General features: G+C 64.9%; 36 protein-coding genes and 2 tRNA genes. 25 read left to right on the top strand and 13 right to left on the bottom strand.

Annotated elements, in window-relative coordinates:
* Complete coding sequence (locus tag ACWELQ_RS00680) at nt 1–1,044, top strand: alpha/beta hydrolase (protein WP_452394909.1); 1,044 nt, start codon at nt 1–3, stop codon at nt 1,042–1,044.
* A 12-nt stretch (nt 1,045–1,056) separates the two neighbouring features.
* Here ACWELQ_RS00680 and hisC read toward each other — a convergent pair whose 3' ends face one another.
* Nucleotides 1,057–2,136: a histidinol-phosphate transaminase gene (gene hisC, locus ACWELQ_RS00675; RefSeq protein WP_452394908.1), complete on the bottom strand. Its 1,080-nt coding sequence runs from the start codon at nt 2,134–2,136 to the stop codon at nt 1,057–1,059.
* Between the two features lie 189 nt (nt 2,137–2,325).
* Here hisC and ACWELQ_RS00670 point away from each other — a divergent pair, with 189 nt between their 5' ends.
* The 3 genes from ACWELQ_RS00670 (at nt 2,326) to ACWELQ_RS00660 (ending at nt 3,324) form a co-directional block, all read left to right on the top strand.
* The gene (locus tag ACWELQ_RS00670) at nt 2,326–3,018 is read left to right on the top strand and encodes a dienelactone hydrolase family protein (RefSeq protein WP_452394907.1); all 693 of its coding nucleotides are present in this window, start codon (nt 2,326–2,328) and stop codon (nt 3,016–3,018) included.
* A 101-nt stretch (nt 3,019–3,119) separates the two neighbouring features.
* Nucleotides 3,120–3,209 (top strand) — tRNA-Ser (locus tag ACWELQ_RS00665).
* 42 nt (nt 3,210–3,251) lie between these two features.
* A tRNA-Arg gene (locus tag ACWELQ_RS00660) sits at nt 3,252–3,324 on the top strand.
* A 301-nt stretch (nt 3,325–3,625) separates the two neighbouring features.
* Here ACWELQ_RS00660 and ACWELQ_RS00655 read toward each other — a convergent pair.
* On the bottom strand, nt 3,626–4,348 hold the full coding sequence (locus ACWELQ_RS00655) for a hypothetical protein (protein ID WP_452394906.1): 723 nt from the start codon (nt 4,346–4,348) through the stop codon (nt 3,626–3,628).
* The gene (locus ACWELQ_RS00650) at nt 4,345–4,758 is read right to left on the bottom strand and encodes a hypothetical protein (RefSeq protein ID WP_452394905.1); all 414 of its coding nucleotides are present in this window, start codon (nt 4,756–4,758) and stop codon (nt 4,345–4,347) included. Before ACWELQ_RS00650 ends, ACWELQ_RS00655 begins: the two co-directional genes overlap by 4 nt.
* A gap of 240 nt (nt 4,759–4,998) precedes the next feature.
* Between ACWELQ_RS00650 and ACWELQ_RS00645 the strand changes: the two genes are divergently transcribed.
* A complete protein-coding gene (locus ACWELQ_RS00645) occupies nt 4,999–5,844 on the top strand; it encodes a helix-turn-helix transcriptional regulator (RefSeq protein ID WP_452394904.1) in 846 nt (281 codons plus the stop codon).
* A 5-nt stretch (nt 5,845–5,849) separates the two neighbouring features.
* Here the strand turns inward: ACWELQ_RS00645 and ACWELQ_RS00640 are convergent, their stop codons facing one another.
* On the bottom strand, nt 5,850–6,671 hold the full coding sequence (locus tag ACWELQ_RS00640; protein WP_452394903.1) for an alpha/beta fold hydrolase: 822 nt from the start codon (nt 6,669–6,671) through the stop codon (nt 5,850–5,852).
* Between the two features lie 496 nt (nt 6,672–7,167).
* Between ACWELQ_RS00640 and ACWELQ_RS00635 the strand changes: the two genes are divergently transcribed.
* Nucleotides 7,168–7,404: a hypothetical protein gene (locus ACWELQ_RS00635; protein ID WP_452394902.1), complete on the top strand. Its 237-nt coding sequence runs from the start codon at nt 7,168–7,170 to the stop codon at nt 7,402–7,404.
* 65 nt (nt 7,405–7,469) lie between these two features.
* On the opposite strand, the gene ACWELQ_RS00630 is transcribed toward ACWELQ_RS00635, so the two are convergent.
* The gene (locus ACWELQ_RS00630) at nt 7,470–7,883 is read right to left on the bottom strand and encodes a hypothetical protein (RefSeq protein ID WP_452394901.1); all 414 of its coding nucleotides are present in this window, start codon (nt 7,881–7,883) and stop codon (nt 7,470–7,472) included.
* Between the two features lie 335 nt (nt 7,884–8,218).
* Between ACWELQ_RS00630 and ACWELQ_RS00625 the strand changes: the two genes are divergently transcribed.
* The 19 genes from ACWELQ_RS00625 to ACWELQ_RS00535 all read left to right on the top strand — a co-directional run bounded on the left by ACWELQ_RS00625 (nt 8,219) and on the right by ACWELQ_RS00535 (nt 17,980).
* Nucleotides 8,219–9,118 carry a YqaJ viral recombinase family nuclease gene (locus ACWELQ_RS00625; RefSeq protein WP_452394900.1) on the top strand — a complete coding sequence of 300 codons (900 nt, stop codon included), beginning with the start codon at nt 8,219–8,221 and terminating at the stop codon, nt 9,116–9,118.
* A 2-nt stretch (nt 9,119–9,120) separates the two neighbouring features.
* Nucleotides 9,121–9,396, top strand: coding sequence for a hypothetical protein (locus ACWELQ_RS00620; protein WP_452394899.1), 276 nt, complete (start codon nt 9,121–9,123; stop codon nt 9,394–9,396).
* Nucleotides 9,393–10,121: a recombinase RecT gene (locus tag ACWELQ_RS00615; protein WP_452394898.1), complete on the top strand. Its 729-nt coding sequence runs from the start codon at nt 9,393–9,395 to the stop codon at nt 10,119–10,121. The genes ACWELQ_RS00620 and ACWELQ_RS00615 overlap by 4 nt, the downstream gene beginning before the upstream one ends.
* Nucleotides 10,121–10,312 carry a hypothetical protein gene (locus tag ACWELQ_RS00610; protein ID WP_452394897.1) on the top strand — a complete coding sequence of 64 codons (192 nt, stop codon included), beginning with the start codon at nt 10,121–10,123 and terminating at the stop codon, nt 10,310–10,312. Before ACWELQ_RS00615 ends, ACWELQ_RS00610 begins: the two co-directional genes overlap by 1 nt.
* Nucleotides 10,313–10,404: 92 nt before the next feature.
* The gene (locus ACWELQ_RS00605) at nt 10,405–11,043 is read left to right on the top strand and encodes a hypothetical protein (protein ID WP_452394896.1); all 639 of its coding nucleotides are present in this window, start codon (nt 10,405–10,407) and stop codon (nt 11,041–11,043) included.
* A complete protein-coding gene (locus ACWELQ_RS00600) occupies nt 11,040–11,663 on the top strand; it encodes a hypothetical protein (RefSeq protein ID WP_452394895.1) in 624 nt (207 codons plus the stop codon). Before ACWELQ_RS00605 ends, ACWELQ_RS00600 begins: the two co-directional genes overlap by 4 nt.
* The gene (locus ACWELQ_RS00595) at nt 11,660–12,145 is read left to right on the top strand and encodes a hypothetical protein (RefSeq protein ID WP_452394894.1); all 486 of its coding nucleotides are present in this window, start codon (nt 11,660–11,662) and stop codon (nt 12,143–12,145) included. The genes ACWELQ_RS00600 and ACWELQ_RS00595 overlap by 4 nt, the downstream gene beginning before the upstream one ends.
* Nucleotides 12,142–13,644 (top strand): DnaB-like helicase C-terminal domain-containing protein, encoded by a 1,503-nt coding sequence (locus ACWELQ_RS00590; RefSeq protein WP_452394893.1) that lies wholly within the window; start codon nt 12,142–12,144, stop codon nt 13,642–13,644. Before ACWELQ_RS00595 ends, ACWELQ_RS00590 begins: the two co-directional genes overlap by 4 nt.
* The gene (locus ACWELQ_RS00585; protein ID WP_452394892.1) at nt 13,641–14,186 is read left to right on the top strand and encodes a deoxycytidylate deaminase; all 546 of its coding nucleotides are present in this window, start codon (nt 13,641–13,643) and stop codon (nt 14,184–14,186) included. Before ACWELQ_RS00590 ends, ACWELQ_RS00585 begins: the two co-directional genes overlap by 4 nt.
* Before the next feature lie 15 nt (nt 14,187–14,201).
* Nucleotides 14,202–14,399: a hypothetical protein gene (locus tag ACWELQ_RS00580; protein WP_452394891.1), complete on the top strand. Its 198-nt coding sequence runs from the start codon at nt 14,202–14,204 to the stop codon at nt 14,397–14,399.
* On the top strand, nt 14,396–15,142 hold the full coding sequence (locus ACWELQ_RS00575) for an alpha/beta fold hydrolase (protein WP_452394890.1): 747 nt from the start codon (nt 14,396–14,398) through the stop codon (nt 15,140–15,142). The genes ACWELQ_RS00580 and ACWELQ_RS00575 overlap by 4 nt, the downstream gene beginning before the upstream one ends.
* Nucleotides 15,143–15,263: 121 nt before the next feature.
* Nucleotides 15,264–15,716, top strand: a complete 453-nt coding sequence (locus tag ACWELQ_RS00570; RefSeq protein ID WP_452394889.1) for a single-stranded DNA-binding protein — start codon at nt 15,264–15,266, stop codon at nt 15,714–15,716.
* Nucleotides 15,717–15,829: 113 nt separating this feature from the next.
* Nucleotides 15,830–16,003, top strand: a complete 174-nt coding sequence (locus tag ACWELQ_RS00565; protein WP_452394888.1) for a hypothetical protein — start codon at nt 15,830–15,832, stop codon at nt 16,001–16,003.
* A gap of 18 nt (nt 16,004–16,021) precedes the next feature.
* Nucleotides 16,022–16,306, top strand: coding sequence for a WhiB family transcriptional regulator (locus ACWELQ_RS00560; protein WP_452394887.1), 285 nt, complete (start codon nt 16,022–16,024; stop codon nt 16,304–16,306).
* On the top strand, nt 16,303–16,725 hold the full coding sequence (locus ACWELQ_RS00555) for a RusA family crossover junction endodeoxyribonuclease (RefSeq protein WP_452394886.1): 423 nt from the start codon (nt 16,303–16,305) through the stop codon (nt 16,723–16,725). The genes ACWELQ_RS00560 and ACWELQ_RS00555 overlap by 4 nt, the downstream gene beginning before the upstream one ends.
* Complete coding sequence (locus tag ACWELQ_RS00550) at nt 16,722–17,012, top strand: hypothetical protein (protein ID WP_452394885.1); 291 nt, start codon at nt 16,722–16,724, stop codon at nt 17,010–17,012. Before ACWELQ_RS00555 ends, ACWELQ_RS00550 begins: the two co-directional genes overlap by 4 nt.
* Nucleotides 16,999–17,241, top strand: a complete 243-nt coding sequence (locus ACWELQ_RS00545) for a hypothetical protein (protein WP_452394884.1) — start codon at nt 16,999–17,001, stop codon at nt 17,239–17,241. Before ACWELQ_RS00550 ends, ACWELQ_RS00545 begins: the two co-directional genes overlap by 14 nt.
* Nucleotides 17,242–17,243: 2 nt before the next feature.
* On the top strand, nt 17,244–17,774 hold the full coding sequence (locus ACWELQ_RS00540) for a hypothetical protein (protein WP_452394883.1): 531 nt from the start codon (nt 17,244–17,246) through the stop codon (nt 17,772–17,774).
* Entirely contained in the window at nt 17,771–17,980 is a 210-nt protein-coding gene (locus tag ACWELQ_RS00535; protein ID WP_452394882.1) for a hypothetical protein, read from the top strand. The genes ACWELQ_RS00540 and ACWELQ_RS00535 overlap by 4 nt, the downstream gene beginning before the upstream one ends.
* On the opposite strand, the gene ACWELQ_RS00530 is transcribed toward ACWELQ_RS00535, so the two are convergent.
* From ACWELQ_RS00530 to ACWELQ_RS00495, 8 genes are all read right to left on the bottom strand, one after another.
* A complete protein-coding gene (locus ACWELQ_RS00530) occupies nt 17,977–18,849 on the bottom strand; it encodes a hypothetical protein (protein ID WP_452394881.1) in 873 nt (290 codons plus the stop codon). The two genes, ACWELQ_RS00535 and ACWELQ_RS00530, sit on opposite strands and share 4 nt — an antisense overlap.
* A gap of 348 nt (nt 18,850–19,197) precedes the next feature.
* Nucleotides 19,198–19,416, bottom strand: a complete 219-nt coding sequence (locus tag ACWELQ_RS00525; RefSeq protein WP_452394880.1) for a hypothetical protein — start codon at nt 19,414–19,416, stop codon at nt 19,198–19,200.
* A 70-nt stretch (nt 19,417–19,486) separates the two neighbouring features.
* Nucleotides 19,487–19,894 (bottom strand): hypothetical protein, encoded by a 408-nt coding sequence (locus ACWELQ_RS00520; RefSeq protein ID WP_452394879.1) that lies wholly within the window; start codon nt 19,892–19,894, stop codon nt 19,487–19,489.
* A 129-nt stretch (nt 19,895–20,023) separates the two neighbouring features.
* A complete protein-coding gene (locus ACWELQ_RS00515) occupies nt 20,024–20,173 on the bottom strand; it encodes a hypothetical protein (protein WP_452394878.1) in 150 nt (49 codons plus the stop codon).
* A 5-nt stretch (nt 20,174–20,178) separates the two neighbouring features.
* Nucleotides 20,179–20,691: a hypothetical protein gene (locus ACWELQ_RS00510; protein WP_452394877.1), complete on the bottom strand. Its 513-nt coding sequence runs from the start codon at nt 20,689–20,691 to the stop codon at nt 20,179–20,181.
* An 88-nt stretch (nt 20,692–20,779) separates the two neighbouring features.
* Nucleotides 20,780–21,238, bottom strand: coding sequence for a hypothetical protein (locus ACWELQ_RS00505; RefSeq protein WP_452394876.1), 459 nt, complete (start codon nt 21,236–21,238; stop codon nt 20,780–20,782).
* 52 nt (nt 21,239–21,290) lie between these two features.
* Entirely contained in the window at nt 21,291–21,596 is a 306-nt protein-coding gene (locus ACWELQ_RS00500) for a hypothetical protein (RefSeq protein WP_452394875.1), read from the bottom strand.
* 18 nt (nt 21,597–21,614) lie between these two features.
* The gene (locus ACWELQ_RS00495) at nt 21,615–22,682 is read right to left on the bottom strand and encodes a hypothetical protein (protein WP_452394874.1); all 1,068 of its coding nucleotides are present in this window, start codon (nt 22,680–22,682) and stop codon (nt 21,615–21,617) included.
* Between the last annotated feature and the right edge of the window lie 56 nt (nt 22,683–22,738).

The raw sequence follows: 22,738 nt of genomic DNA, 5'->3' as shown, positions 1-22,738 counted from the left end.
GTGGTCAGCCGCAGCGCACGTCGCCTTCTCGGTGCCCTCGCCGGTGCCGTCCTGCTGGCCGGAGCGGTGATCACGCAAGCGCCGCCGGGCGTGGCCGATCCGCCCGTCGAGACCGGCTCCAACGAGGAATCCGCGCCCGGGACCGATCCGGTGCATCCCGCGCAGGCGCGCATCGAACGCGTAGACCCCCTGTCCGGCAACCTCTTCGGCGTCTACGTGGCCTCCCCGGCCATGGGCCGCACCGTGCAGGTGCAGGTGCTGGTTCCGGCCCGCGCCGACGGGCCCCGGCCCACCGTCTACATGCTCGACGGCCGCAGCGCCGCCCCCGACGTCAACAACTGGACCGCCCGCGCGGGCGCGCTGTCGTTCTTCGCCGACAAGAACGTGAACGTGGTCTTCACCCTCGGCGGTCCCGCCAGCTACTACACCGATTGGCGGCACAGCGATCCCAAGCTCGGCACCAACCGTTGGGAAACCTTCCTCACCCGGGAACTGCCGCCGCTGCTGGACGCCCGCTTCGCCGGTGACGGCCGCAACGGCCTCGAGGGCGTCTCCATGGGCGCGGAGGCGGCCATGATGCTGGCGGTCCGCAATCCGGGCCTCTACCGCGCGGTGGCGGGCCACAGCGGCTGCTACGCAATGGGTTCGGACTTCGGCGAGGCGCAGGCGCGGGCCGTGGTCGGCACCTACGGCGGCGACCCGGACAATATGTTCGGCTCCTCGGACGATCCGCAGTGGGCCGACCACGATGTGGTGTCGCACGCGGAAGCGCTGCGCGGCAAGGCCATCTACCTGTCCTCCGGCAGCGGCCTGCCCGGCGAGCACGACACCGCCGGCAACCCGGACCTGCGCAACGCGGTGCTCTTCGGCGGCCCGATCGAGGCGGGCGCGGACATGTGCACCCGCCAATTGGCCGACCGGCTCACGCAATTGGGCATCCCAGCCACGGTCAACCTGCGCCCGACCGGAACCCACTCCTGGCCCTATTGGGCCGACGAACTGCCGCGCTCCTGGCCGACGATGGCCGCCGGGCTGGGGCTCTAGCCTCGGTGTCGCCTAGCCCAGGAACCGCGCGACGATCTCCGGGTCGGTGGCGAAGCGCAGGAAGGCGTCGTTCTCGTGCGGGTCGCCCGCGGTGACGCGCACGCCGTCGGTGCCGTAGGGCCGGATGATGACTCCGGCTTCGGTACTGGCCGCACCGTATTCGGCACTGCGGTCGCCCAGCGGCAGCCAGAGGAAGTTGGACTGGCTCACCGGCACCCGGTAGCCCGCCTCGATCAGCGTCGCGCGCATGCGATCCCGCTCCGCCACCACCGCGTCGGTGCGCTCCAGCAGTTCGTGTCGCGCCTCCAGCGAGGCGATGGCCGCCGCCTGCGCCACCCGGCTCACGCTGAAGGGGATGTGCACCTTCATGAGCGCGGTGATCACCTCGGGCGCCCCGACCGCGTAGCCGACCCGCAGCCCCGCCAGGCCGTACGCCTTCGAAAACGTCCGCAGTACCAGCACATTCGGGCGCGTGCGACCCAGCTCGACGCCATTGGGGAAGTCCTCGGCGGGCAGGCGCAGGTATTCGAAGTACGCCTCGTCCAGCACCACCAGCACGTCCGAGGGCACCCGGTCGAGGAACTCGACGATCTCCGCCTTGCCGCGGGCGGTACCGGTCGGATTGTTCGGGTTGCAGACGAAGACCACCCGGGTGTTCGGGGTGATCGCCGCCGCCAAAGCGTCCAGATCGTGGGTGAATTCACCATCCAGCGGCACCTGCACGGCCTTCGCCCCCGCCACCTGCGTGACGATCGGGTAGGCCTCGAACGAGCGCCACGCGAACAGCACCTCGTCCTCTGGGTTGCGGCAGGTGATCTGCACCAGCTCCTGGCACAGCGCCACACTGCCGCACCCGGCCGCCACGTTCTCGAGCTCCACACCCAGGAAATCCGCGAGCGCGCCGCGCAATTCGACGGCGTGGTTGTCGGGATACCGGTTCGACAGCTCGACCGCCTCGGCGATGGCCTTGGTCACCGACGGCAGCGGCGGAAACGTGGTCTCGTTGCTGGCCAGCTTCACCGCACCGGGGTGGGTCTTGCCGGCGACGTACGCCGGAATGGCATCGAGATCCGGGCGAATGTGCGCACTCACCCCTCTACCCTAAGTCCCGCGCGTCCGGGCCCGGCTCGCGGTGTCGCCCGGTTTGCGCTCGCGGTGTCGCACGGTTTGCTCAGTGGGTGGACCCGGCTGCCCGAATCCGGCTCGGCCGGAATATCTCCGGAAGATCGGACCGCCCGAAAGATTTATCCCGTTTTTACCTAGCGCAACTACAGTGGCCCTATGTCGGGCATCTATCGAGAACACGCCCCTGTGCACGACACGACCGCGGTCCCGCTCACCGTGCTCGAACCCGAGGGTCACGCCCGCGGCGGCATCGTGGTGTTGCACGAATCACGGGAATTCACCGAGCCATTGCTCGAACTCATGCGCGCGCTCGCCGCCGACGGCTGGACCGTGCTCGCGCCCGACCTGTTCCACCGACCCGCCAACGGCCACACCCCCGACCGTGTCTTCGGGGAAGACCTCTTCGCCGATTTCGACGCCTGCTTCGACTGGCTCACCGCGCACGGCGTCTTCCGCGACTGCATCGGCGTCCTCGGCTTCGACTCCGCGGGCACCGCCGCCGCCCTGGTCGCCACCAACCGGCGCGTCGGCGCGGCCGTCTCCGTCGCCGCCCCCGGCATCGAAACCCCGCTCACCCCGCAGGCCGTCGCCCTGCTCGCCGCCGCCCCCGGCCTGAAAGCGCCCTGGCTCGGACTCTTCGGCGAGGACGACCCCCTCACCCCGCCCGACCAGGTCGACCGCCTGCGTGACGCCGCCTCCCACGCCGATGTCGCCACCCTCGTCGTCACCTATCCCGGCCTGCACCACCGCCCCGACCACCCCGGCTTCGACGCCGCCACGCTCGACGACGACTTCGTCCTCGACGCCCAGACCCGGATCTACGACTGGTTCGACAGCCATCTCCGTTGATCCACCCCGCTGACCAGCCGATTTGGCCTATTGGTCACCCGCTGTGTAATCTTCTGTCCCGGCGGTTCGAAAGGAACCGGCGGCCTCGAAGAGGGCCACCAGGAGGCGTGCCAGAGCGGCCGAATGGGACTCACTGCTAATGAGTTGTCCCTTCACGGGGACCGGAGGTTCAAATCCTCTCGCCTCCGCCACCACCCGGTACGCCGGGTGACCACAGTTAACTGAATAATCCTGCGCCCGTAGCTCAACGGATAGAGCATCTGACTACGGATCAGAAGGTTGGGAGTTCGAGTCTCTCCGGGCGCGCATAGAAAATCCCCTGTGACCTGCGGTCATAGGGGATTTTCACTATCAAGCAGAGGTTGAGGTGCCGACAAAGGTGCCGACAAACTTCGGCCCAAAGATATTGGGTCATCTGATTTTTCGCGTGCCCCGTCGCCAATCTGCTGTTTTCAGGGCGTTTTTGGCACCTGACCTGCAAGAATCGCCATGAAGTGAATTGCGTCACAAACCATCTGGTATTTATGGGTTGGGGTCTCGCTGCACCCGGATCGAACAAGCGGGCCCGACCTCCGAATGAGACTGGGCCCGCATTGCCTTAGTGGGGTCAGGCCCCGGCGTCGATCCCGGCGGCTTCCAGCTCTGGCTTCAACGGCGCGTCATCCTTCCACGGCAGATACATGCCGAGGGTGGCCGAGGCGGCGAACAGAAGCGCAGCCCATGACACGGATTCCCATGGAAGCAGCTGCATGACGTCGATGATGCCCCCACTCCAAGGTGCATTGTCGCCAAAGCGGCGTGCCGCACCGATCGCCCACAGCAGCGAGGCGGTCGCCAGAATCAGCAGGCTCCAACGCGCCGCGGCGGGAACTCCTCTCTCCACGCCAGCGGCCAGGCTTGCCACAAATAGCAGTAGGCCAGCGAATCCTGCGACGCAGGCCGTCGTGGTGATCAGGAACTGATCCTGCGGGTCACCTCGGAAGTGGATGACGATGCTGATGTAGGCGCCGCTGACGCCTCCGGCTACCACTGCGGCCGTGTGTGTCAGCCACTGTCTGCCGGTGAAAGACCACGCTCGCGCGGCCAGATAGATCAGCGATACGGAGACGGTGACTGCGCAGGCGTAGGAGAACGCGTCGTACCACGATGGGCCTGGTGCATCGGATTCGAGGTTGTAGGCCACGTTGGTGAACATCAGCGCGCTGAGCGCGACCAGGGTGACGGTCATCGCGCGGGTCGCGACATCGCGCCATCGTGGTATCCGAATGAATGCGACGCTCAGGCAAGCAATTCCGGTGATGGCGTGCAGTATGTTGGCGGTCGTTGTCATGACAGCAGTCTCCGGGCTGGGTTGGCGCGTTTGACTGCCCGCGGCGGGACCGCCGGGGCCTCGGCGCTGGGTGCGCCAGGCTGGGTGGCGGCGAGAAGTCGACGCGAAAACTCTTCTGCCAGCTGCCCGTTCGTGGCGGACCGCAACGCGTCATTGACTGCGGGTCTGTCGCTGACAATCGGGAGTTGGAACGCTGCGGCCGGGGCGAGTCCGGCCTGGATCAGCCCTTCGGCGGGGTTGATCCCGAACGCTAGGCAAAAGTCGATAACTGTCTGTGCCACAGCGGGTTTGGTGCTGTCGAACAAGTGCCGGTCAACCCTGCTGGGGTTGACGTTCATCTGCTGCGCAATTGCTACGGCGCTCATGCCACCTGAGATCTGCCTGATCCATTCTTGAAATCCGCCGCGCATCCAGCGATCGTACTTGCCGATCCATTGCCGTCACATGTCGGTCTGACCTGGTCGAGTGCTGAAGTCGACGTCGTCTCCCTCCGCAGATCTGCTGATCCAAATTTGCACGGATGCTGTTCCCGGTGGTTTGCTTCCGTCGTAGGCGTGGCTGGTTATTACCGGGCTACCCACCCTTGGTGATTCGAACGTATATTCGATCACGATGGCGATCCACATGCTCCATGCACGAAAGGACGTTCCATGTCTGCCGAGGCCGTTGACACCGGCGAGCCCCTTAGATCGCCGACACTGCCAGAGCGTTCTGCGGGGAGCTTCCTGCGCGAACTTCGGGAGCGACGCGACCTCCCTCGTGCGCAGGTGGCCCGGTGGTTGCGCATGCAACCCAACTCCCTCGGTGTGATCGAGAATGGGCATCGGCGCGTCGCCCCGGAACTCGTCGACCAGTTCGTCAAGGTGGTCGCGCTGACCGCCACAGAAGAACGGCACCTGCGAAAGCTCGCTGCGGCCAGCCGCCCCGCCAAGTCCAAAGCGAGGGCCAAGCTGGACAATGAGGCCACGCTGCCTAGCTACGACCACGCCGTCAGCGAGGACATGCAGGCCGGACTCGATGCGATCACGCCCCATGCAGCGGCATGGGTAGATCCGATGTGGCGCATCCTGGCATCCAACCCCGCATATCGACTGGCCTACCCAGGACTGACGGAGAGCGGCAACGTCCTGACATGGTTCTTCCGATGCCCCAGCTCCAAGGCGACGATGCTGGACTGGGAGGGCGAGGCCGCCCTGACGGTGGCCTGGCTGCGGACCATCGTCGACGAGCACGGAAATCCCGCCTGGGCGCGCGAACTCCTTCGCGACCTCAGCGATTCCGAGGACTTCGCCCGGATGTGGAGAGCTGGGGCGGTAACCCTGAGCCGAAAGTCACCGTACATGCATCTCTGGGACTCCCGGTACGGTCAGCCCTACACCCTGCTGGTGCAGATCACCCGAGGCCCGGGTGATCTGCCACCAATGCAGTACTTCCTCGGCATCCGCATGGGCTACAGCGGAGGCGATGATCTGCTTGAACGCGCGGGCCGCCGCTAAGAGGTTCAGGCGGCAATCGACTCCTGGTGCGCAGGCTCCATGAAATGCAGGAATTCCGAGAGCGCGGCGTTCGTGGACGCGGGATGAGTCCAGTTCGCCGCATGGCCGGCGCCCGCGATCGTCGCAACCACACCGTTGGCCCCGACCAGGCCAGCCGCCAGGTCCGAGGACTTCTCTGCGGTACTGGTCGGGTCCTTCTCTCCGCGCAGGACCAGAGCAGGGCAGGTGATCTCGCCGAGTCGCTCGAGCACCGAGTCTCGGTTGATGAGGTTGTCAGCCGCTTCCCGAATCCGTGTCCGGTCCGACGACATCCACTTGTCGATCCATGGCTGCTGCTGCGCCTGGCTACCGCCGATTAGTCGCGGTGCGAGCTGGAGAGCCATCGGCAGAAGCGGCACCTCGGGATCGCACCATCCACTGAACAGGAACATGTAGTCGCCCTTCTCCTCCGGAGTAGAGGCGTCGGCCGCGGTGTCGAGCAGGATCAGCGATTGCACCCGCTCGGGGGCGGTCAGAGCAACCCGCAGCGCGATGTACCCGCCCTGGGACATGCCGGCAATGACGGCTCGGTCCACGCCGGCGTGATCCATCACCGCCAAGCAGTCGCGCGCCAGATCCCAGTAACTGAAGGGCTGGCCAGCTGGTGCCTGCGTCTGGCCATGGCCCCGGGCATCCCAGCAGATGACCCGGTATCCCTCGTCGGCCAAGGCCAGCTGGGGATCGAACATCGTGCTGTCCATGAAGAACCCGTGGGCGAACACCACAGGCACGCCGTCACCGCCAGTGTCGGTGTAGTGGATCTGGGCATCGGTGCTGTTTACGAACATGGCTGTGCTTCCTTTAGAAACTCGATTGCGTTTCGCCATTTGGCGAGAATTAGCGGCTCGGCAAATAGTCGCAGCATTAGTGAGACCAACTCTCACTAATGGTGAGACCGGACTCGCACCATTGGTGAGACTTTTTCATCGTCGAGCGGTTGCATGTCCACCATGCAACGCGACGACCGGCCGCCGTGTCCAATTCGTGACCAATTCAATTTGGAATTGCCGAGCATCCCATGCCGGAGCGGTTCGGGCGGAGATCGCCCGGTCAAGGCCAGGAAAACGTCCGCAGGCTTCGTCTACAGCGAATGTGTTGGACGGTTCTCGACAGCTCTGGATGCTGGCGGTGTTTCCGCCCTTCAGGGCCACCCTGAAGGGCAAAGGTAAAGTAATTCAAAAATGAATTAAGGCTAGGCTTGTTTCGGTCGCTCTGGATCGTGTTCGATCTATGTACCGCCCACTGCGGGGTGTGGGGAAATGTTTGTGAGAGAGGGATGTTCTGATGCCGAACCGGGACCGTATCGCTGACACCGAGAGCGAAAGCGTGTTCCTGACGCAATGTCGGCGCGTCGTGCATCTCGAGGCGTACGCGGTCGAGGGTTTGGGGTATGTGATCGCGACCCTGTCCGATGGCACCTCTGACGAGATCACCGCCGAACAGGCGCTCGAGATCGGCCGCATCGGCGGTATCGCCCAACGTATGGCCGAAGAGGATCTGCTGGGCGGCGCCGCGGCCTGAATGACCCGGCGAAGCGAAAGGGCCCGACCCCCAGTGGGATCGGGCCCTTCGTTGCTTCGTGAAGGCTACTGCCCTGTGCCGATGAGCTTCTCGGCTTCGGCCTGGATGACGCGTCGGCGCTGGTGGACCAGCCGCTTGGTGACCGCTTCCAGCACTACCCAGTCGCCCTGTTCGAGGATGTCCATGCCGGCCACTTCGAGGGACTTGGGCTTCTGCCTCTGAAATGCTCCAGTGCCCCCGAGGCGGGCGTAGACAACCTCCGGGTCGATCTTGAGTGCTGTTGCCAGCTTGGTGACGGTGGCGGCTTCAGGCTGTCCTTGGTGGCCTTTGCCGGTGATGAGCCGGTGGACGGTGCTCGGGCCCAGGTCGGCTGCCCCTGCGAGCTGCGTGATGCTGGGCAGCTTCGTGCGGGGGCTGACGTGGCCGGCGGCGACCATCTCCGATGCCCACGGCTCCGGGGCGAGTTCTCCGCGCGCCATGCCTTTGGCTCCTCTCGTGGCGTATAAGTCATCGCCACTGTAACTCACCAAGGTTCATGGGGTTTGGGATATGGAACGTCTTTAGGTACTGGCATTCATCCAGCATCCGCACTCTCCATTGGACAGAAGCATCCCATACGTTCTATGGTACGTGGGATGCAAGCGGGGTGATTGACCAATATTTGCCGGTCACTGCGGATTTCTTACGCCTCGCTTGCGTCCCTCACCTCCCGGACATGTGTGTGATCGCGCACATGATGACGTGAACACGGATTGTTGGCGAACTCAGAGTGACATTCCATACTTCCCCCCTCGTGAACGGATGCGCCGTCCCCATGGGTCGGTTCCGCTCCGGGTCACCCGAATGGCACGCGGCTCGCGCCGCCGGCCTCGGCGGCAGCGAGATCGCCGCGGTCCTGGGCCTGAGCCCGTGGGAGTCCTACTTCAGCCTGTGGCATCGCAAAAAGAATCTGCTGCCCCCGGTACGTGAGAACGAGCTGATGGTCATGGGCTCGCTGTTCGAGCCCGTCATCTACGAGCACTACAACGCGAACTTGCTCCCTTCCGGCCACGCCATGACCACCGGCGAGACCTTCCGCCACAACGCCTACCCGTGGATGATCGCCAACCCCGACGGCTTGATCTGGGACGAGGACGGCAATCTCGTCGACGGCCTCGAGATCAAATGCGCCTACCGCGACGACAAGTGGGGCGCACCCGGCACCGACGAGATCCCGATCTACTACAAGACCCAGGTCTGCTGGTACTGCATCGTGATGGGCCTGCCCGGCATGAACATCCGCGTGGTCTTCGGAGTCGGCGACTGGCGCACCTACCGCTACGAGCCCAGCGAGAAGGACATCCTCACCGTGGCCACCGCGGGCCAGGAGTTCATGACCCGCCTCGACGCCGATATCGCGCCCAACCTCGACACACACCTGGCCACATACGAAGCGCTCAAGACACTGCACCCCGAGATCGACGGATCGACCGTGCAGATCACCGCGGACCTGGCCGATCGCTGGTGGGCGGCCCAGACCACCCTCGCCGACGCCGAAGACGCGCTGCGAGGAGTCCGCAACGAGCTCGCCGACAGCATGGGTGACGCCTGGCGCGCCCAATGCGGCGAGCAGACCGTGGCCTGGCGGCAAGCCCGCTCCGGCGGCAGCCCCTTCGTGAAGTCCGCCCCCAATCCTCGCTTCGCCGACATCAGAGACGCCCTCAAGAAAGGCTGATAGTGGAACTGCTCGACACCCTCCCACCCCGGATCGCTGTGGGAGGCCGCCCGCCCGCGCACGCCGACAAAGCCGACCTGCTGCGTGCCAATCCGCTGCGCTGGGCCAAGGTCATGAGCTGCCGCAGCGCGACCGTGGCCGCCTCGCAGGCCAACAACATCCGCCGCGGCAAGCTGCGCGCCTTCGCCCCGGCTGGCGAGTTCGAATCCGCCGCACGCGACTGCGACGTCTACGCCCGCTACATCCCCAACACCCAGGCCGGAGCTGATGCCGCATGAGTTCGATCGCCGACGCCGCCGAATCGGCCGAGATCACCCCGGCCTCGATCATCAACAAATACCGCGATGACATCGCCACCGTTCTGCCGCCGAAGCTGCGCGAACGCCTCGACCGATGGATCCGACTGGCCATCGGCGCGGTCAACTCCAACCCTGAGCTGATCAGCCGCGTCCGCCCAGACGCCGGAGCGTCGATGATGCAGGCCCTGATGAAATGCGCCGCGCTCGGCCACGAACCCGGCGGCGGGCTGTTCCACTTGGTCCCCAAGGGCTCGCGCATCGAGGGCTGGGAAGACTACAAGGGCATCCTCCAGCGCATCGACCGCTCCGGCGTCTATGCGCGCACGGTCATCGGCGTCGTTCACGAAAACGACGACTACAGCTACGACCAGAATGTGGACGAGCGCCCGCGCCACACCCGCGCGGCCGGCGAGCGCGGCAAGCCGGTGTCGTCGTATGCGTACGCGGTCTACCCCAGCGGCGCGATCACGACCGTCGCCGAAGCGACACCCGAGCAGATCGCCGCATCCAAGGCCAAGGCTCGCGGCGCGGACAACGCGTCCTCGCCATGGAACGCACCGGGTGCGCCGATGCACCGCAAGGTCGCCGTCCGACTGCTCGAAAAGCACGTCGCCACCTCGGCAGAGGATCGCCGGGAACCGGTATCACGCAGCGCGGCAACCGATGTCATCGACGCGCCGACCGACTACTACCAGGAGCTGTGATGGCGAAGATCTCCTACACCGCCGAAGAAGCGGCAGCAGAAACCGGCCTCAAGCCGCGCCGGTTCTACGACGCCATGAACGCCTTCGAGCTCGCCTACCTCGAGGTCGGGCGCAGCAAAGTCATCCTGCACGACGAACTGATCCGCTGGCTGAAGTCCCATCAGCCCGGCCGCCCGGCCGACGCAGCCTGAGCACCCACCACGCCCCGCTAGGGGATCGGCAGCCCTCGACCCGCGACCGAGGGCCGCCGATCCTCTGGTTCGCCACGCCCTGAAACGGACCCATGAACACCGATCTCGTCTCCGCCGACACCGCCCGCGCCCACATCGAATCCCTGATCGCACACGGCAGCAATCAATCCCGCGTTGCCCGTGCCGCAATCGTGTCCCGGCCCACCGTGATCCACATCCTGCACGGGGCCGTCGCCAGCATCACCCGCGACACCCACGAACGCATCATGCGCGTCCGCGCCGACGACAACGGCATCCCTGCCGGCCACGTCGACTCCCTCGGCCCACGCCGCCGCGCCCGCGCGCTGGTGGCCGACGGACACACCAGCCACTACATCGCGATGCGATCGAAGCTGTCGCTACGCCAGATCTGGTCACTCATCGACGGCGAAACCGCCTACACGCCAGCCGAAGTCGCCGCCAAGCTCGACGCCGCGTTCACCGTCATGCAGATGAAGCCCGGCAGCAGCGCCGCCGCCCGCCGGTACGCCGCCGCCCGCCGCTGGCACCTGTCGTGGGAGTGGGACGAAGAAGACCTCGACCGCCGCCGCGGTAAGCCCTTCCCCTCCAGCCTGATTCGCCGCCAAGAGATCCTCGACGCCGCCGCCACCGAGCAGCAGCGTGGCACTCGCTTCCGGCCCGCACTCATCGCCGCCGCCAAACGCATCGCGAGCCTGCGGAGCGCGGCATGAACGTCGAGATCCCCAACGATTTCCCCGAAGGACCCCGCTACGCCAATCTCACTCTGGCAGAGCAGTATTCGCTGCTACGTGGCTGGATGTACTGCGCACGATTCGAAACCTCCGTCGTGCCGTCGATGGCCTGGTTCACCTTCACCTCCGCAGCCACACACGCCGGTCTACAAGCCCTGGGCGTGATCGAAATCAGCACCGCGCCACAAGGAGTGAGATGCCCAGCAGGGGGCCGACCCGTTCGCAAGGCCGCGCGCATCAAGGCGGCGGCGAAGGCCGATACCCGCTTCGATGAATGGTGGACGCTGTGGCCCCGCAAACAGGCCAAGCGCGACGCACAGCGGGCATTCGACAAGGCGCTGGCCAAGATCGGATTCGCCGAGCTGCTGGCCGCCACCCGCGCATTCGCACAAGACCCCAACCGAGAAGACCGATACACCCCCTACGGCGCGACCTGGCTCAACGGCGAACGCTGGACCGACGCGCCGCTGCCCGCAGACCCTGCTCGCGCCCGCCTCAACGCAGACACGCGCGTCAGCGCCACCGTCGAGCTCGGCCGCCAGCTGGCCGCCGACCTGGCACGCCGAACCCCCATTCCAGAACAGCGAGAACTCCTGTGAATCCCCGCCACATCGAAGCCGCCACCACCGCGTACGCCGCGGCGGAAGCGTTCGATCCGCAGATGCCGCCCGCGGACGCGGTGCGACTGCGCGCGTGGGCTGATCTGTTCGCCGACGACGACATCGGCCCGGCCGAGGCCGTGACCGCGGTCAAGGACTACTACCGCGGTGCGCAGCGCTGGCCGATCAAGGCCGGCGACATTGTCGACCGAGTCAAGAAGATGCCCGTCACCAGCAGTCCGGAACGGATCAGCGCGTTCATCGACCGCTGGTCGGAGCACCCGTACTCCGATGCCATCCAGCGGCTGACCGGCATGAACTGGAATCCGCCCTTTCCGCCACCGCCCGCGATCGACCGTCACGACCCGATCGCCCTGCGCGAGTTTCATCGCGACGAGTTCCGCAAGTGGATCCGGAAGAACCGCAGTGAGCTCGAACGCCGCGCCCTGTCGCACGGCGAGCAGTTGGAGCTGGGCGCGTGATCGCCTACCAGCGCGTCTTGGACGTCTTTCGCGATCACGGACTGATCGTGCTGGAGCGCGGCGGCAACGCTGCCAGCGCGCAGGCCCCTGGTCACTCGGCCGCCGATCGGTCGGTGTCCATCCGCGCCATCGAGGGCCAGGTGCTCGTCAACTCCCACAGCGACGACACCGACACAGTGCTCGACCAACTGGGGCTGACCATGTCGGACCTTTTCGACAACCCGAAGGGCTCCGAGTACCGCTACGACGACGGCCGCGTGGTGCACCGCACTCCGGCCAAACGATTCATCCAGTCGGGAAACACTCAGGGCAGCAGCCTGTTCCGGGCCAGCCGCCTGCCTGCCGCCGACGTCATCTACCTCGTCGAGGGCGAAAAGGACGTGCTCGCCATCGAATCCCTCGGTGGTGTAGCGACCTGCAATGCCGGCGGCGCAGGCAAACTCCACAACTTCGACCTCACCCCGCTGCACGGTAAAACCGTGATCGCAGTGCGCGACATGGATGAGGTGGGGGAGAAGCACGCCCGCCAAGCCCTTGAGCTGCTCGACGGTCACGCCACCGTGAAGCTGGTGTGCCCCGCCGCAGGCAAAGACGCAGCCGACCACATCATGGCCGGCCACGGCCTGGACGACTTCGTACCCGTCATCGCACCGATGCCCGAGGGCGTCGTCAAACTGTCTGACGCCGCAGTGGATTGGTGGGCCTGGCAGGAAGCCCCACCGTCGGAAGTCCGGATATTCCCGTCCCCATGGTCGGGGCTCAACGAGAAGATCGCGGGTGGCTTCCATCCCGGGCGCTGCTACGTCATCGCCGGGCGCCCCGGCGGCGGCAAGACGATCGGACTACTCAACATCGGCCAGTTCCTGGGCGAGAGCGGGTACCCGTCGCTGTTCTTCTCCATGGAAATGCCGATGCTGGAGATGGTTTCGCGGGTCATGTCGGCCGGAGCCGAGGCAAACTACGGCCGCATCACCCGCCGCCAGCTCGACGAATGGGACCTGCGCAAGCTCCAGCTCTACCGCGACGGCGGCCGGGTCGACGAGACCCAGCTCTACATGATGGACCGCTCCACGCTGACGATCGAGGACATGCGCTCCATCGCGCGGCAGGTGAAGCAATCCGTCGGTCTCGACGCTGTGCTCATCGACTACATCGGCCTGGTCACCGCCACCCGCGGCAAACGGGAACGCCGAGAAGCGTTGGGCCACGTCATGAAAGAGGCCGTGAAGATGGCCAAGGAACTCGACATCGCCGTGTTCATCGCCTCCCAGCTCAACCGCGGCCCCGAGCAATCCGCCCGGCCACCGGTGTTGTCGGACCTGCGCGAGACCGGCGACATCGAACAGGACTGCGACGCAGCGTTTCTGCTGCACCACCCGCTGATGGACGGCCATCCCACCGGCGAGATCGAAATCATCATCGGCAAAAACCGCACCGGCCCAACAGGAGTCATCGTCACCCTCCCGTGGCGACCGAACTACGCCAAGATCGGAGCTTGAGCGCCTTGCTCATCGAACAGAAGCCCACCACCCGCCGCCAGCACGCGAAAGCCGCGATCGAAGTGGTGTTGCTGGGCATGCAGCAGTGGCTCGGCGTCGCGGACCCCATCGCCGTCGACCTGGAAGCGATGCTCGAAACCTACGACTGGGGCGCGCCCGATTCCGTCGGCGACCGCCCGGACTGGGACACCTACTTCCTCGAGATCGCCCGCACCGTCGCCATCCGCTCCACCTGCGTGCGTGCGAAAGTCGGCGCGGTCGTGGCCAAGGACAACCGGCTGCGTGGGGCGGGCTACAACGAGAGCCCCGCCGGAAAGCCTGGCTGCGAATCCTGCCCACGCCGCGAATCCGGCTGCGCGCCAGGCAGTTCCTACGACACCGGCCCCGGCACGTGTGTCTCGGTACACGCCGAAGCCAATGCCCTGCTCTACGCCAACCGCGACGACCTGATCGGCGCCACCCTCTACATCACCCGCGAGCCCTGCGCCGGCTGCCTGAAGCTCGTCGAGGCCGCCGGCATCGCGCGCATCGTCCACCCCTGAAAGGAAATCGCCACTGTGGCAACGAAACCCAAGATAGATGTGACCGGCAACGAACACGCCCTCATCATCTCAATGGACGACTGCACCCACGTGTTCGAGGTGCGCGACGTCGAGATCCGCACCGTCTCACAATTCACCGACAGCCCGACCACCATGGAGGTCGTCTTCCGAGGCCCGCGCTACAGCAGCCATACCCGCGGGGCCGCAGCATGATCGACGTGCTCATCATGGGTGGTACCTGGAACCCGGGCGGCGACCCGGTCACCGAGGCGTTCGCTCAGCGCCTGGACGCGGAGTTGTTCAACTACCGGTACGTGCCCTACCCAGCCACCTACGGCGGCCGGGACCTGCCCTACGCGCTCAGCGTCCAGCAAGGCCGCGCAGCATTGATCGAAGCCATTGCCGAGGCTCCCAATCCGGTGCTGCTGGCTGGATATTCGCAAGGTGCTGGGATCGCCGGTGACGTGGCCGCCGAGTACGGATCCGATCCGATGCGCGGCCTGGAGGTGGTGGGCGCGGCCCTGATCGCCGACCCGAAACGGCCTGAAGGATGGGGCTCATCCGGGATCGACGGCAGCGGCATCTCCGGCGCACGTCCGATCTCGACCATGCCGGTGTGGTGGGCGGTAGCCGACAGGGATCCGATCACCGCGCTGCCTGCTGGTTCGGCTTTGCGGTCGATGGCCGACTTCACCGCGTACTGGAACATGAGCAGCCTCGAAAGCTTCGCCCGCTGGGGTCAGGCGATCATCGACACCGCGGTTCAGCGGCGGTACCAGCGTTGGTGGTCACCGGCGAACTGGCGCGAAACGAGTGAGGTGTTGTCGCAGGCCAACGCCTATCTGTTCGAAGGTCGGCACACCACCGCTTACGTCGCCGAGGGGCACTGCGAGCGGATGGCCGACCAGGTGAATCGGTACGGCGAGGAGACCCGCAGGTCTCAAAGGATCGCATGAAGGATGCATCCGAACGGTTAATGGCGAGGTAGAGCGCCACTTCGGTTTACACCTCATAGCCCATGGGATATGGGCTATGAGGTAAGGTCGGCCTGGAGTGAACCTGAAAGGAGCCGCCGCCGTGGCAGCTGGAGACACTGAACTCACCATCGTCGGACGCCTGACCGCGGACCCGGCGCTGCGGTTCACCCCCGCCGGCGCGGCCGTCGCGGATCTGACGGTCGCATCCAACCCTCGGGTGTTCGATCGGAACACCAAGGAATGGAAAGACGGCGAAGCGCTGTTCTTGCGCTGCAACATGTGGCGCGACACCGCGGAGAATGTCGCCGAAAGCCTCACCCGCGGCATGGCCGTCCTCGTGAAGGGCACCCTCAAGCAGCGGTCGTATGAGACCAAGGACGGCGACAAACGAACCGTCGTTGAGCTCGACGTCATCGCGATCGGCCCCAACCTCGCCGCCAACCAACGCGCCAAGGTCACCAAGGTTGCCCCCAGCAGCGGCACCGGCGGCAACCAGGATGCATGGGGCGGCAATACCGGCAACACCGGTACAGACGCCGCCCCGCCCTTCTGATCCACCCTCCTGGTAGGTCGCCGTCAACATCGCCGCCCGAGTGGCATAGACCAACTCATCTGGCTCGGAACGGAATTGAAAGTGCGCTCATGACTCGTTTTCCTCTTTCGCGAATGAGGCGCAACTGCGGCGACCACGCCACCCCTCGTCCCAAGGGGGAGGTCACCAGCTGGTATGCCGATCTGGCCCGAGTACTCGACCACGCAATAGCCGTCGACGAACACACCCGAGCCGCGATCACCCGCCTCCAGCACGGCCTCGACACCGGAGCCCTCGACCTCCGATAAAAGCGAGCACAACTACATATGGCTTCCCATGACCGGGACTGGATGGTGCGCGCCAAGTGCCGCACAACCACCGACTACGGCCTCTACGACTCCGACAACCGCGGCGGCGGCCAGGCCGAGCAAGCCCAACGCGCCTGCGGCGACTGCCCGGTGCGGCCCGAATGCGCCACCTACGCACTGAAATTCGCGGACACCATCGGCGGACTCGTCTGGGCGGGTGTCCCTGTTCCGGAATCGCCGACCACCATCTACTACCACCGCGCACTCGACCGGCTGCGCGCCATCGCAGGCCAGGGCGCATGAGCCCGGACGTCACCTTCGACGAAGCTGATCTGCGGGCACTCCGCCCGGCCGAGGCCGGCCACATCGTCACCCTGCCCGGCGATCCACATCCCAAAGGCCGTCCGCGGTTCAGTCGGGGCCGCGCCTACACCGCCGAAGCCGACCGTGACGCCGAAGCGCGGACGGCATTGCTTCTGTCTCAACGTGTTTCACAGCCTCTTACCGGAAACATCGCATTGACGTGCGTGTTCTATCGGCGGACTCGGCGTCGCGTGGATGTGGACAACTTGCTCAAGCACGTCATGGACGCGGCCAACGGGATCTTGTGGCGCGACGACTCCCAGTGCACCTCACTGCGCGGTGTGATCGAGCTCGACCGCGACAACCCGCGCACCCTCATCCTCATCGGCCCCCACGAATCCAGTCTGGTCAGAACATGATCCTCACCCTCACCCGGACCGTGTACCGGATCCTCGGCATCCCCGTCGCCACGGTTACCCGCCAAGAGTGCACCGCTGAATCCACGGCCGACGATGAAGACCCCGATGGGGAAACCGATTCCACGCCGGTGCCGACCCCGGAGCTAACTCAGCACGGCTACGCCTACTCGTGCAGTGAATGCGGCGAACTGCTCCTTGAGGGCCTGGCCGAGCCGCTCATCGGCGCGGACTACATCGAACTCGCCCTTCATCACGACTGCCAGGAGACCGACGATGTCGAATCGTGAAAACCGCACTCCGGAAGAAGAACTCGGCGACGCCATCCGCCGCTGGGTCGCAGCCACCTCGGGAGGCGCGCTCGCCACGGACTTCATCATGTTCTCCGCCGCGCACGACCCGGCCCGCTCCGGCACCGGGTACTACCTGGCCATGTCCCAGGACATGCCGTACCACACCGCGATCGGTCTGACCCAGCACCTGGCCGAGGTCGTCGAAGACAACTTCGGCAACGAGTGACCATGTACGGCCTCCCGCAGATACTCGCACTCCAGACCGCCGTCGAGCGCGTCAACGAGCACATCCCGTACGGCACCGATTCCCCCGAATTCTCCACCGACACCGAAGACCTTCTACCCCACGTCTTTCGAGCAATTGATCACCTGCTGGCCGCCGCCGGCCAGCCGCCCGTCGGCGACGTACGCGGACATCTGAAGGCGCTGATGCGCGCGGGCCACACCCAGGCCACCATTTCCAAAGCCTCGGGAGTGTCGACGGCCACGATCAGCCGGGTACTCGGCGGAATCACCGAGCGCCCGTCCGCTGCGGTTGCCGAGCTGCTGCTCGCGGTACCGGTCACGCCGCCGCCCGAATCGCCTATAGACGCCGATCTGCTCGCCAAACTCGAACGCGGCGAACAGGTCACCGTGCCGTTCGGGCAGAAAGACCGCTACGCCAAGCTGCTCGCTGTGGCCGGCGCGGACACCCGCCACATCGTGCACACGATGCGAATGTCCTACGCCCGCGCGATCAAGGCCCAGAAGGCAGCATGAGAACCGAACTCACCGCCTGGCAGCTCACCAACGACCACATCGGAATGATCCTGGCTTGGCGCAAGAGGTCTCGGCTGCGAACCGGCACGATCGGGTGCATCACGCGCCACGGCAGCGGCGAAAACTGCTACGTGCGTATCGGACTGTGCAACCCGACCGAACTCGCGGTACTCGCGGGAAGCGAAGTGGTGCAGGTGCATCCTTAAGCTGTCGACTGGTCGGGGCCCGGCTCTTCGCTTGCGTTCTTCACGATCGTGCCTTTGTAGCCGATCACTATGGATTCTGCGCGTACCCCATCCAGACGATAGGACGTTTCCGGCGTGGGGCTGTCCGAGCGTGTCAGGTAGCTGGCTGCTAGTGCGGCGATCGGCTTCACGCGTGCAAGGGCGAGACAGATCATCAGGATCCTGACCAGCGAGAAGAAGAGGTCGAAGACGGTGTCAGGCACTGAAGGGAGCGCAAACGCGAGTAGCAGTGAGGATGTAAAGACGCCGATATCGCCCGCAGCGTTGTTTTCGCGTGCCAGCTTTCCCTTCGAAACTAGCTCGACACCCCCTTCGTCATTGTGGCCGAAAATCGCTGGAGGTTTGGCGGCCGGGCCGGAAACCAGAAAGCCAAATGCTGTCGATTGATTCTTCTCAAGATGAGCGATTCGCCAACGCCTGTCCGTCTGTCGAGGTTGCTCAAGCGGCGCCTCCTCGACCCCTAGCTCGATCGGCGGGTCGCCAACGAGATAGGTCTTGAGAACCTGGCACCCGCTGGGAAAGCTGAAACGCAAGTACTGGTTCTTGACCACTAGGTGGCCGGAATTCGTGACTGTGCACGTGGTCTCGAAGAGCTGTCCCTCGACCGATTGTCCCGCGAATTGGATGCTGATCTGCTCGGCGAGGGACTCGGGAACATTGTTCATTGCGGAACCGACGGCAACGGCATATGCAAGCCGCTTGACCTTCTTCCGCTCCCGGATCTGATCTGAGATCTCCTTCAGGATGAAACCGGCGATCGTCGCCGCAAGTCCTATGGCAACTCGCCACCAGTTTTCCGTCATAACGAGTCCTGCACTTGCGAGCAGCATCGTTACCTCCACGCTTTCGCCCAAGCAGTCGGCCACCCATCTGGCCAACCAAGACTGGCAGTTCGTTGACACCGACGCAGCGCGAAAGCGAAAATCAAAACATGCATACTGGTTGGTATTTCATCCTTCGCGCTACGCGTGAGCGCACCGGGAAGGGAACCAGGCATTGAGACTCAGCGTCTATGTGGACATGGCATTCGACGAGGACGAGCGCCGCGCGCTCATCAACGACGGCGTGGACCCTGATGACTCAGAGGTCCAAGGGGCTGACCAACGGATGTCAGACCTGTTGCGCTGCTACGGGATCTGGATCCGCAGCGGACTCAGTGATTAAGTCGCCGGTATCCTTCATTGGGCGTGGCGGCGAAGCGCGGCCAACGTTTCGGCCGATAGCTCTGGGACTAGTCGGGGAACGCGGAATGTCCCCTTGTCCAGATCGAAGTCGCGCCACCGTAAGAACCGGACGGCTTCGGTGGCTTCCGCCATGGTCAGCTTTTTCTGCTTCATGACAGCGAGGATCAAAGCCGCTTTCAGCTCGGCTCTGGCGTCGTCTACGCCATCCGGCATGTGTTACCCCCTGCGTGTTGTTCAAGCGACGAAGAATCCCCCGGCCCGATCGCCGGGGGATATCGTTCGGCTAACCCCGGGTCTCGAGCAGTTCCAGGATCCGGTCGAGCTTGCGGCCTTGGTCATTGGCCGTCGTCTTCAAGTCCGCGACATCGGTTTTCAAGCCAACGACCTGCGTCTTGAGCCCAGCGACGTCGACCTTCAGGTCCGTAACGTCGGTCTTTACGCTGGACATGCCGGTTTTGAGGATCTCCACGTCGGCCTTCAGGAACGCGACATCGGTCTTCACGGTCTCGACGTCGATCTCCACCGCGGTCGTCTGCGTGGCGACCGGGGCCACGGCATTGACGACGGCCTCGATGATGCGCTTCTCCGATGCCTTGATCTTGTCGTCGATCGCGACGTCGATTGCCGCGAACTGGATGGCCAGCTTCTGGCGCTCCAGGCCGAGGATCTCGGAGATGTGCTCGTCGTTCACGGTTTCCACCATACTTTCCTGTGTTGATGTTGGCGATGGCCTTTACCTCGCCCAGACATGCAGAAGGCCCCCGTTCACCGCGGTGATTGGGGGCCTTCTACTGGGCATCGTCAGCTGCCGGGGAGCTGGTCAGCTCCGGGTCTTGCGGTCACGGAAGTTCCGCCACCGGTACATGGCGCGGTAGGCGATGTTGTGGCCCAGCCACCAGCCGCGGGAACGGAGCTCGCGCCACCAGCTCTGCTTCGGCACTTCGCCGTAGGTACCTGTAGTCCAAGGCATTTCGTTCATCCAATCGGGCAGTCTTTGGCGGTGACGTCCTTCTTCCCGGACGGGCCGGGGGACCAGACGAAGGGGTTTCCCTGCAAGCTACCGGTCACGCTCATGTTCATCCGCCACGTGCCGGGCTGGCACTCGGCGGTGGTTCGGTACTCGGCGCGCGGGTTCGGGATCTCCTCCTTCTTGTCGAACTTCTTGGTGGCGAGGAGCTCCCAGTCCCCATTGGGCTTCTGCTTTTCCAGGTCAAGGATCACGGTGTGCTCCTCGGGCGTGACCTCGCACCACGCCCAGGCGTCGGCGATCACGCGGGCCGCCGAGATCGTCGGCGACCATGACGTGTACTCGAGGTTGCACGCCTTCCGCTTCGCGAGGCCCATTGAGCCGCTAGCCAACGCCGGTCCCGCAGCGGTGGACGTCAGGGGCTCGCTGGTGGTGCTCGGTGTCGGCGTGCTGGCCTGTGCGGTGATCACCGCACAGCCGACCGCGATCACCATCATGCTCAGGTTGTGCGTGTTGCCCATCTCTCCCATTTCCTTGTGGTGGTTGTGGATTGGTGCTCGGGGCCGAGCCGGTGAACTCGGTGGTCCCCTCGCTGTTGGCATGGGATGTTCAGCAGGCGAAGCTGTTTCGCACGGCGCGTAGTGACTCGTTGAGGTCTTCGATCACCGCTCGCAGCAGCAGCTCGGCGGTGGTGACGTCACGCCGCCAGGGCAGGTAGCGAGGCTTATCGATGCAGTCGAAGCAGTCGTAGTAGACGCGCGCCAGTCGAACCTCTGCGTCGCAGGTCTCCACGAACAACTCGATTCCGCGGATCTCGCCGGTCTCGTCGTAGTCGGTGTCGTAGGTGACGTCGGCGCACTGGGGGACGCCGGTGACGGTGAACATCGTTCCGCCGGGGTTGGTTTCGACTTCGGCGGTGGCGCGGATGAGACTGAACAGGGCCTCGATCCAGCCGTCTTCCCAATTGCCGTCGGCCGGCACTTCGGCCAGTGCGGCGGCGTGGGAGAACAGCTCTTCGTCGACGTGTAGCTGCGGGCCGGGGTTGGTGCCGAGGACGAGCAAAGCCATGGGCCTTCCTTCGAGTGTGGTTGGGTCGCCGGTGAAGCGGGATGGGCCGGTTTCAGCGCTGCGGGATGACGAGGGAGTTGGAGGTGAGCGGGTTGATCACCTCGGGCCCGACGTACTGGCGGCATCCGCACCCAGTGGTGTGGGCGTACATGTGATTTCGGATCGTCTGGATGTCGCCGTGACGATCCAGGACCGGGTTCCCTTCGGTGTCGCGCACGACTTCCTCGACGTCGTTGTAGATGACCTTGAGGTATCCGCACATGCGCTCATCGCGATCATGAAGAGCAAGGTGGTGTCCGCATCCGCAGACTGCGGTCCGGGTCGGGTCGGCGGGTTGGGGCTGGCGGAAGAGACTCATCGGAGGGTCCTCGAAGGGTCAGTAGCCGAAAACTTCAGCAAGGCATTTGAATTCGTCTGCGAGCATCTGGAGGACTCCACGCAGGACGGTGGTGTAGGTCCGGGCCGCGGTGGGTGACCAGGTGTCGTCGAGGAAGGTGATGTCGTCACGGCTGGAGCAATCGACGTTGACGATGACGACGCCCTCGATCGACTTCAGGCGCAGGCTCAGTCCGTCGATGTGGCCCATACGGTCGGCGAGCAGCTCGTAGGTCAGGGTGATGCCCTGTGACACAGTGCGTTTGATGGCGGCCACGGTGCTGTCGGCCGTGATGAGGTCGGGGTAGGCCAGTAGGCCGCCGGCGTCGAGTTCGCGGTTGATCGCTTCGATGAGGTCGCCGATGATCTCGTACCAGGAGTTGGACCATGACCAGCCGTCGATCTGGTCGGTGCCGCCGTGGAGGATCCAATCTTCTGGCCATTCGTGCGCGGTGAAGGCTTCCGCCGCGATCAACTCGTCGAGCTTGAGGGTCAGTGGAACGGGGGCTTCGCTCGAAGGGGATGGGTTCTCACTAGGGGTGGACCAGGCAGCCGGTGGCTGTACGCCGAGCTCGAGTAGGTCGAGGAGGCCGGCCTTCAGGTAGCGGATCTGATCGTCGAGTTCCTCGCACGCGTGGATGCGTTCGATGTCATCGTCGTCGCGATCGGCGTTGTTGAGCGCTTCGACGGTGTCCTCGAGGTGCACGATGCGGGCCCATTCGGCGTCGGGATCGAAGACTGGATGGTCCCGGAGGGCGGGGTTCGGTATGGCGACGGTCTCGGGGATGGGCATCTGGTCAGGTCGTCGGCCTCCGCCGAGCAGCCACACGGTGAGCTTGGCTTCGATGAGATCGTGCTGCTCGCGGAGCTCCTCCATGCGATCGGCGAAACGCTCGGCGTCCTTGTAGGTCTCCTCGCCGCGGTCGACGAGCTGTCCATGTGCGTTCGATAGCTCGTCCATTTGGGATATGAGCTGCTCCAGTTCGCTCCATGCCGCATTCGGGTCATAGTCGCTCCAACTGGTCCGAGTGATGTTGTAGTGCATGCCGTCCTCCTTGTTGTCAGACACCCCATGCACACTATGGTGTATGGGATATGGAATGGTAACGGGGTGGGTTTGCTCCG

This window comes from Nocardia sp. NPDC004722 (genome assembly GCF_053601505.1).
The sequence above is the reverse complement of the archived record's forward strand: the minus strand, read 5'-3'. Positions and strand labels throughout refer to the sequence as shown.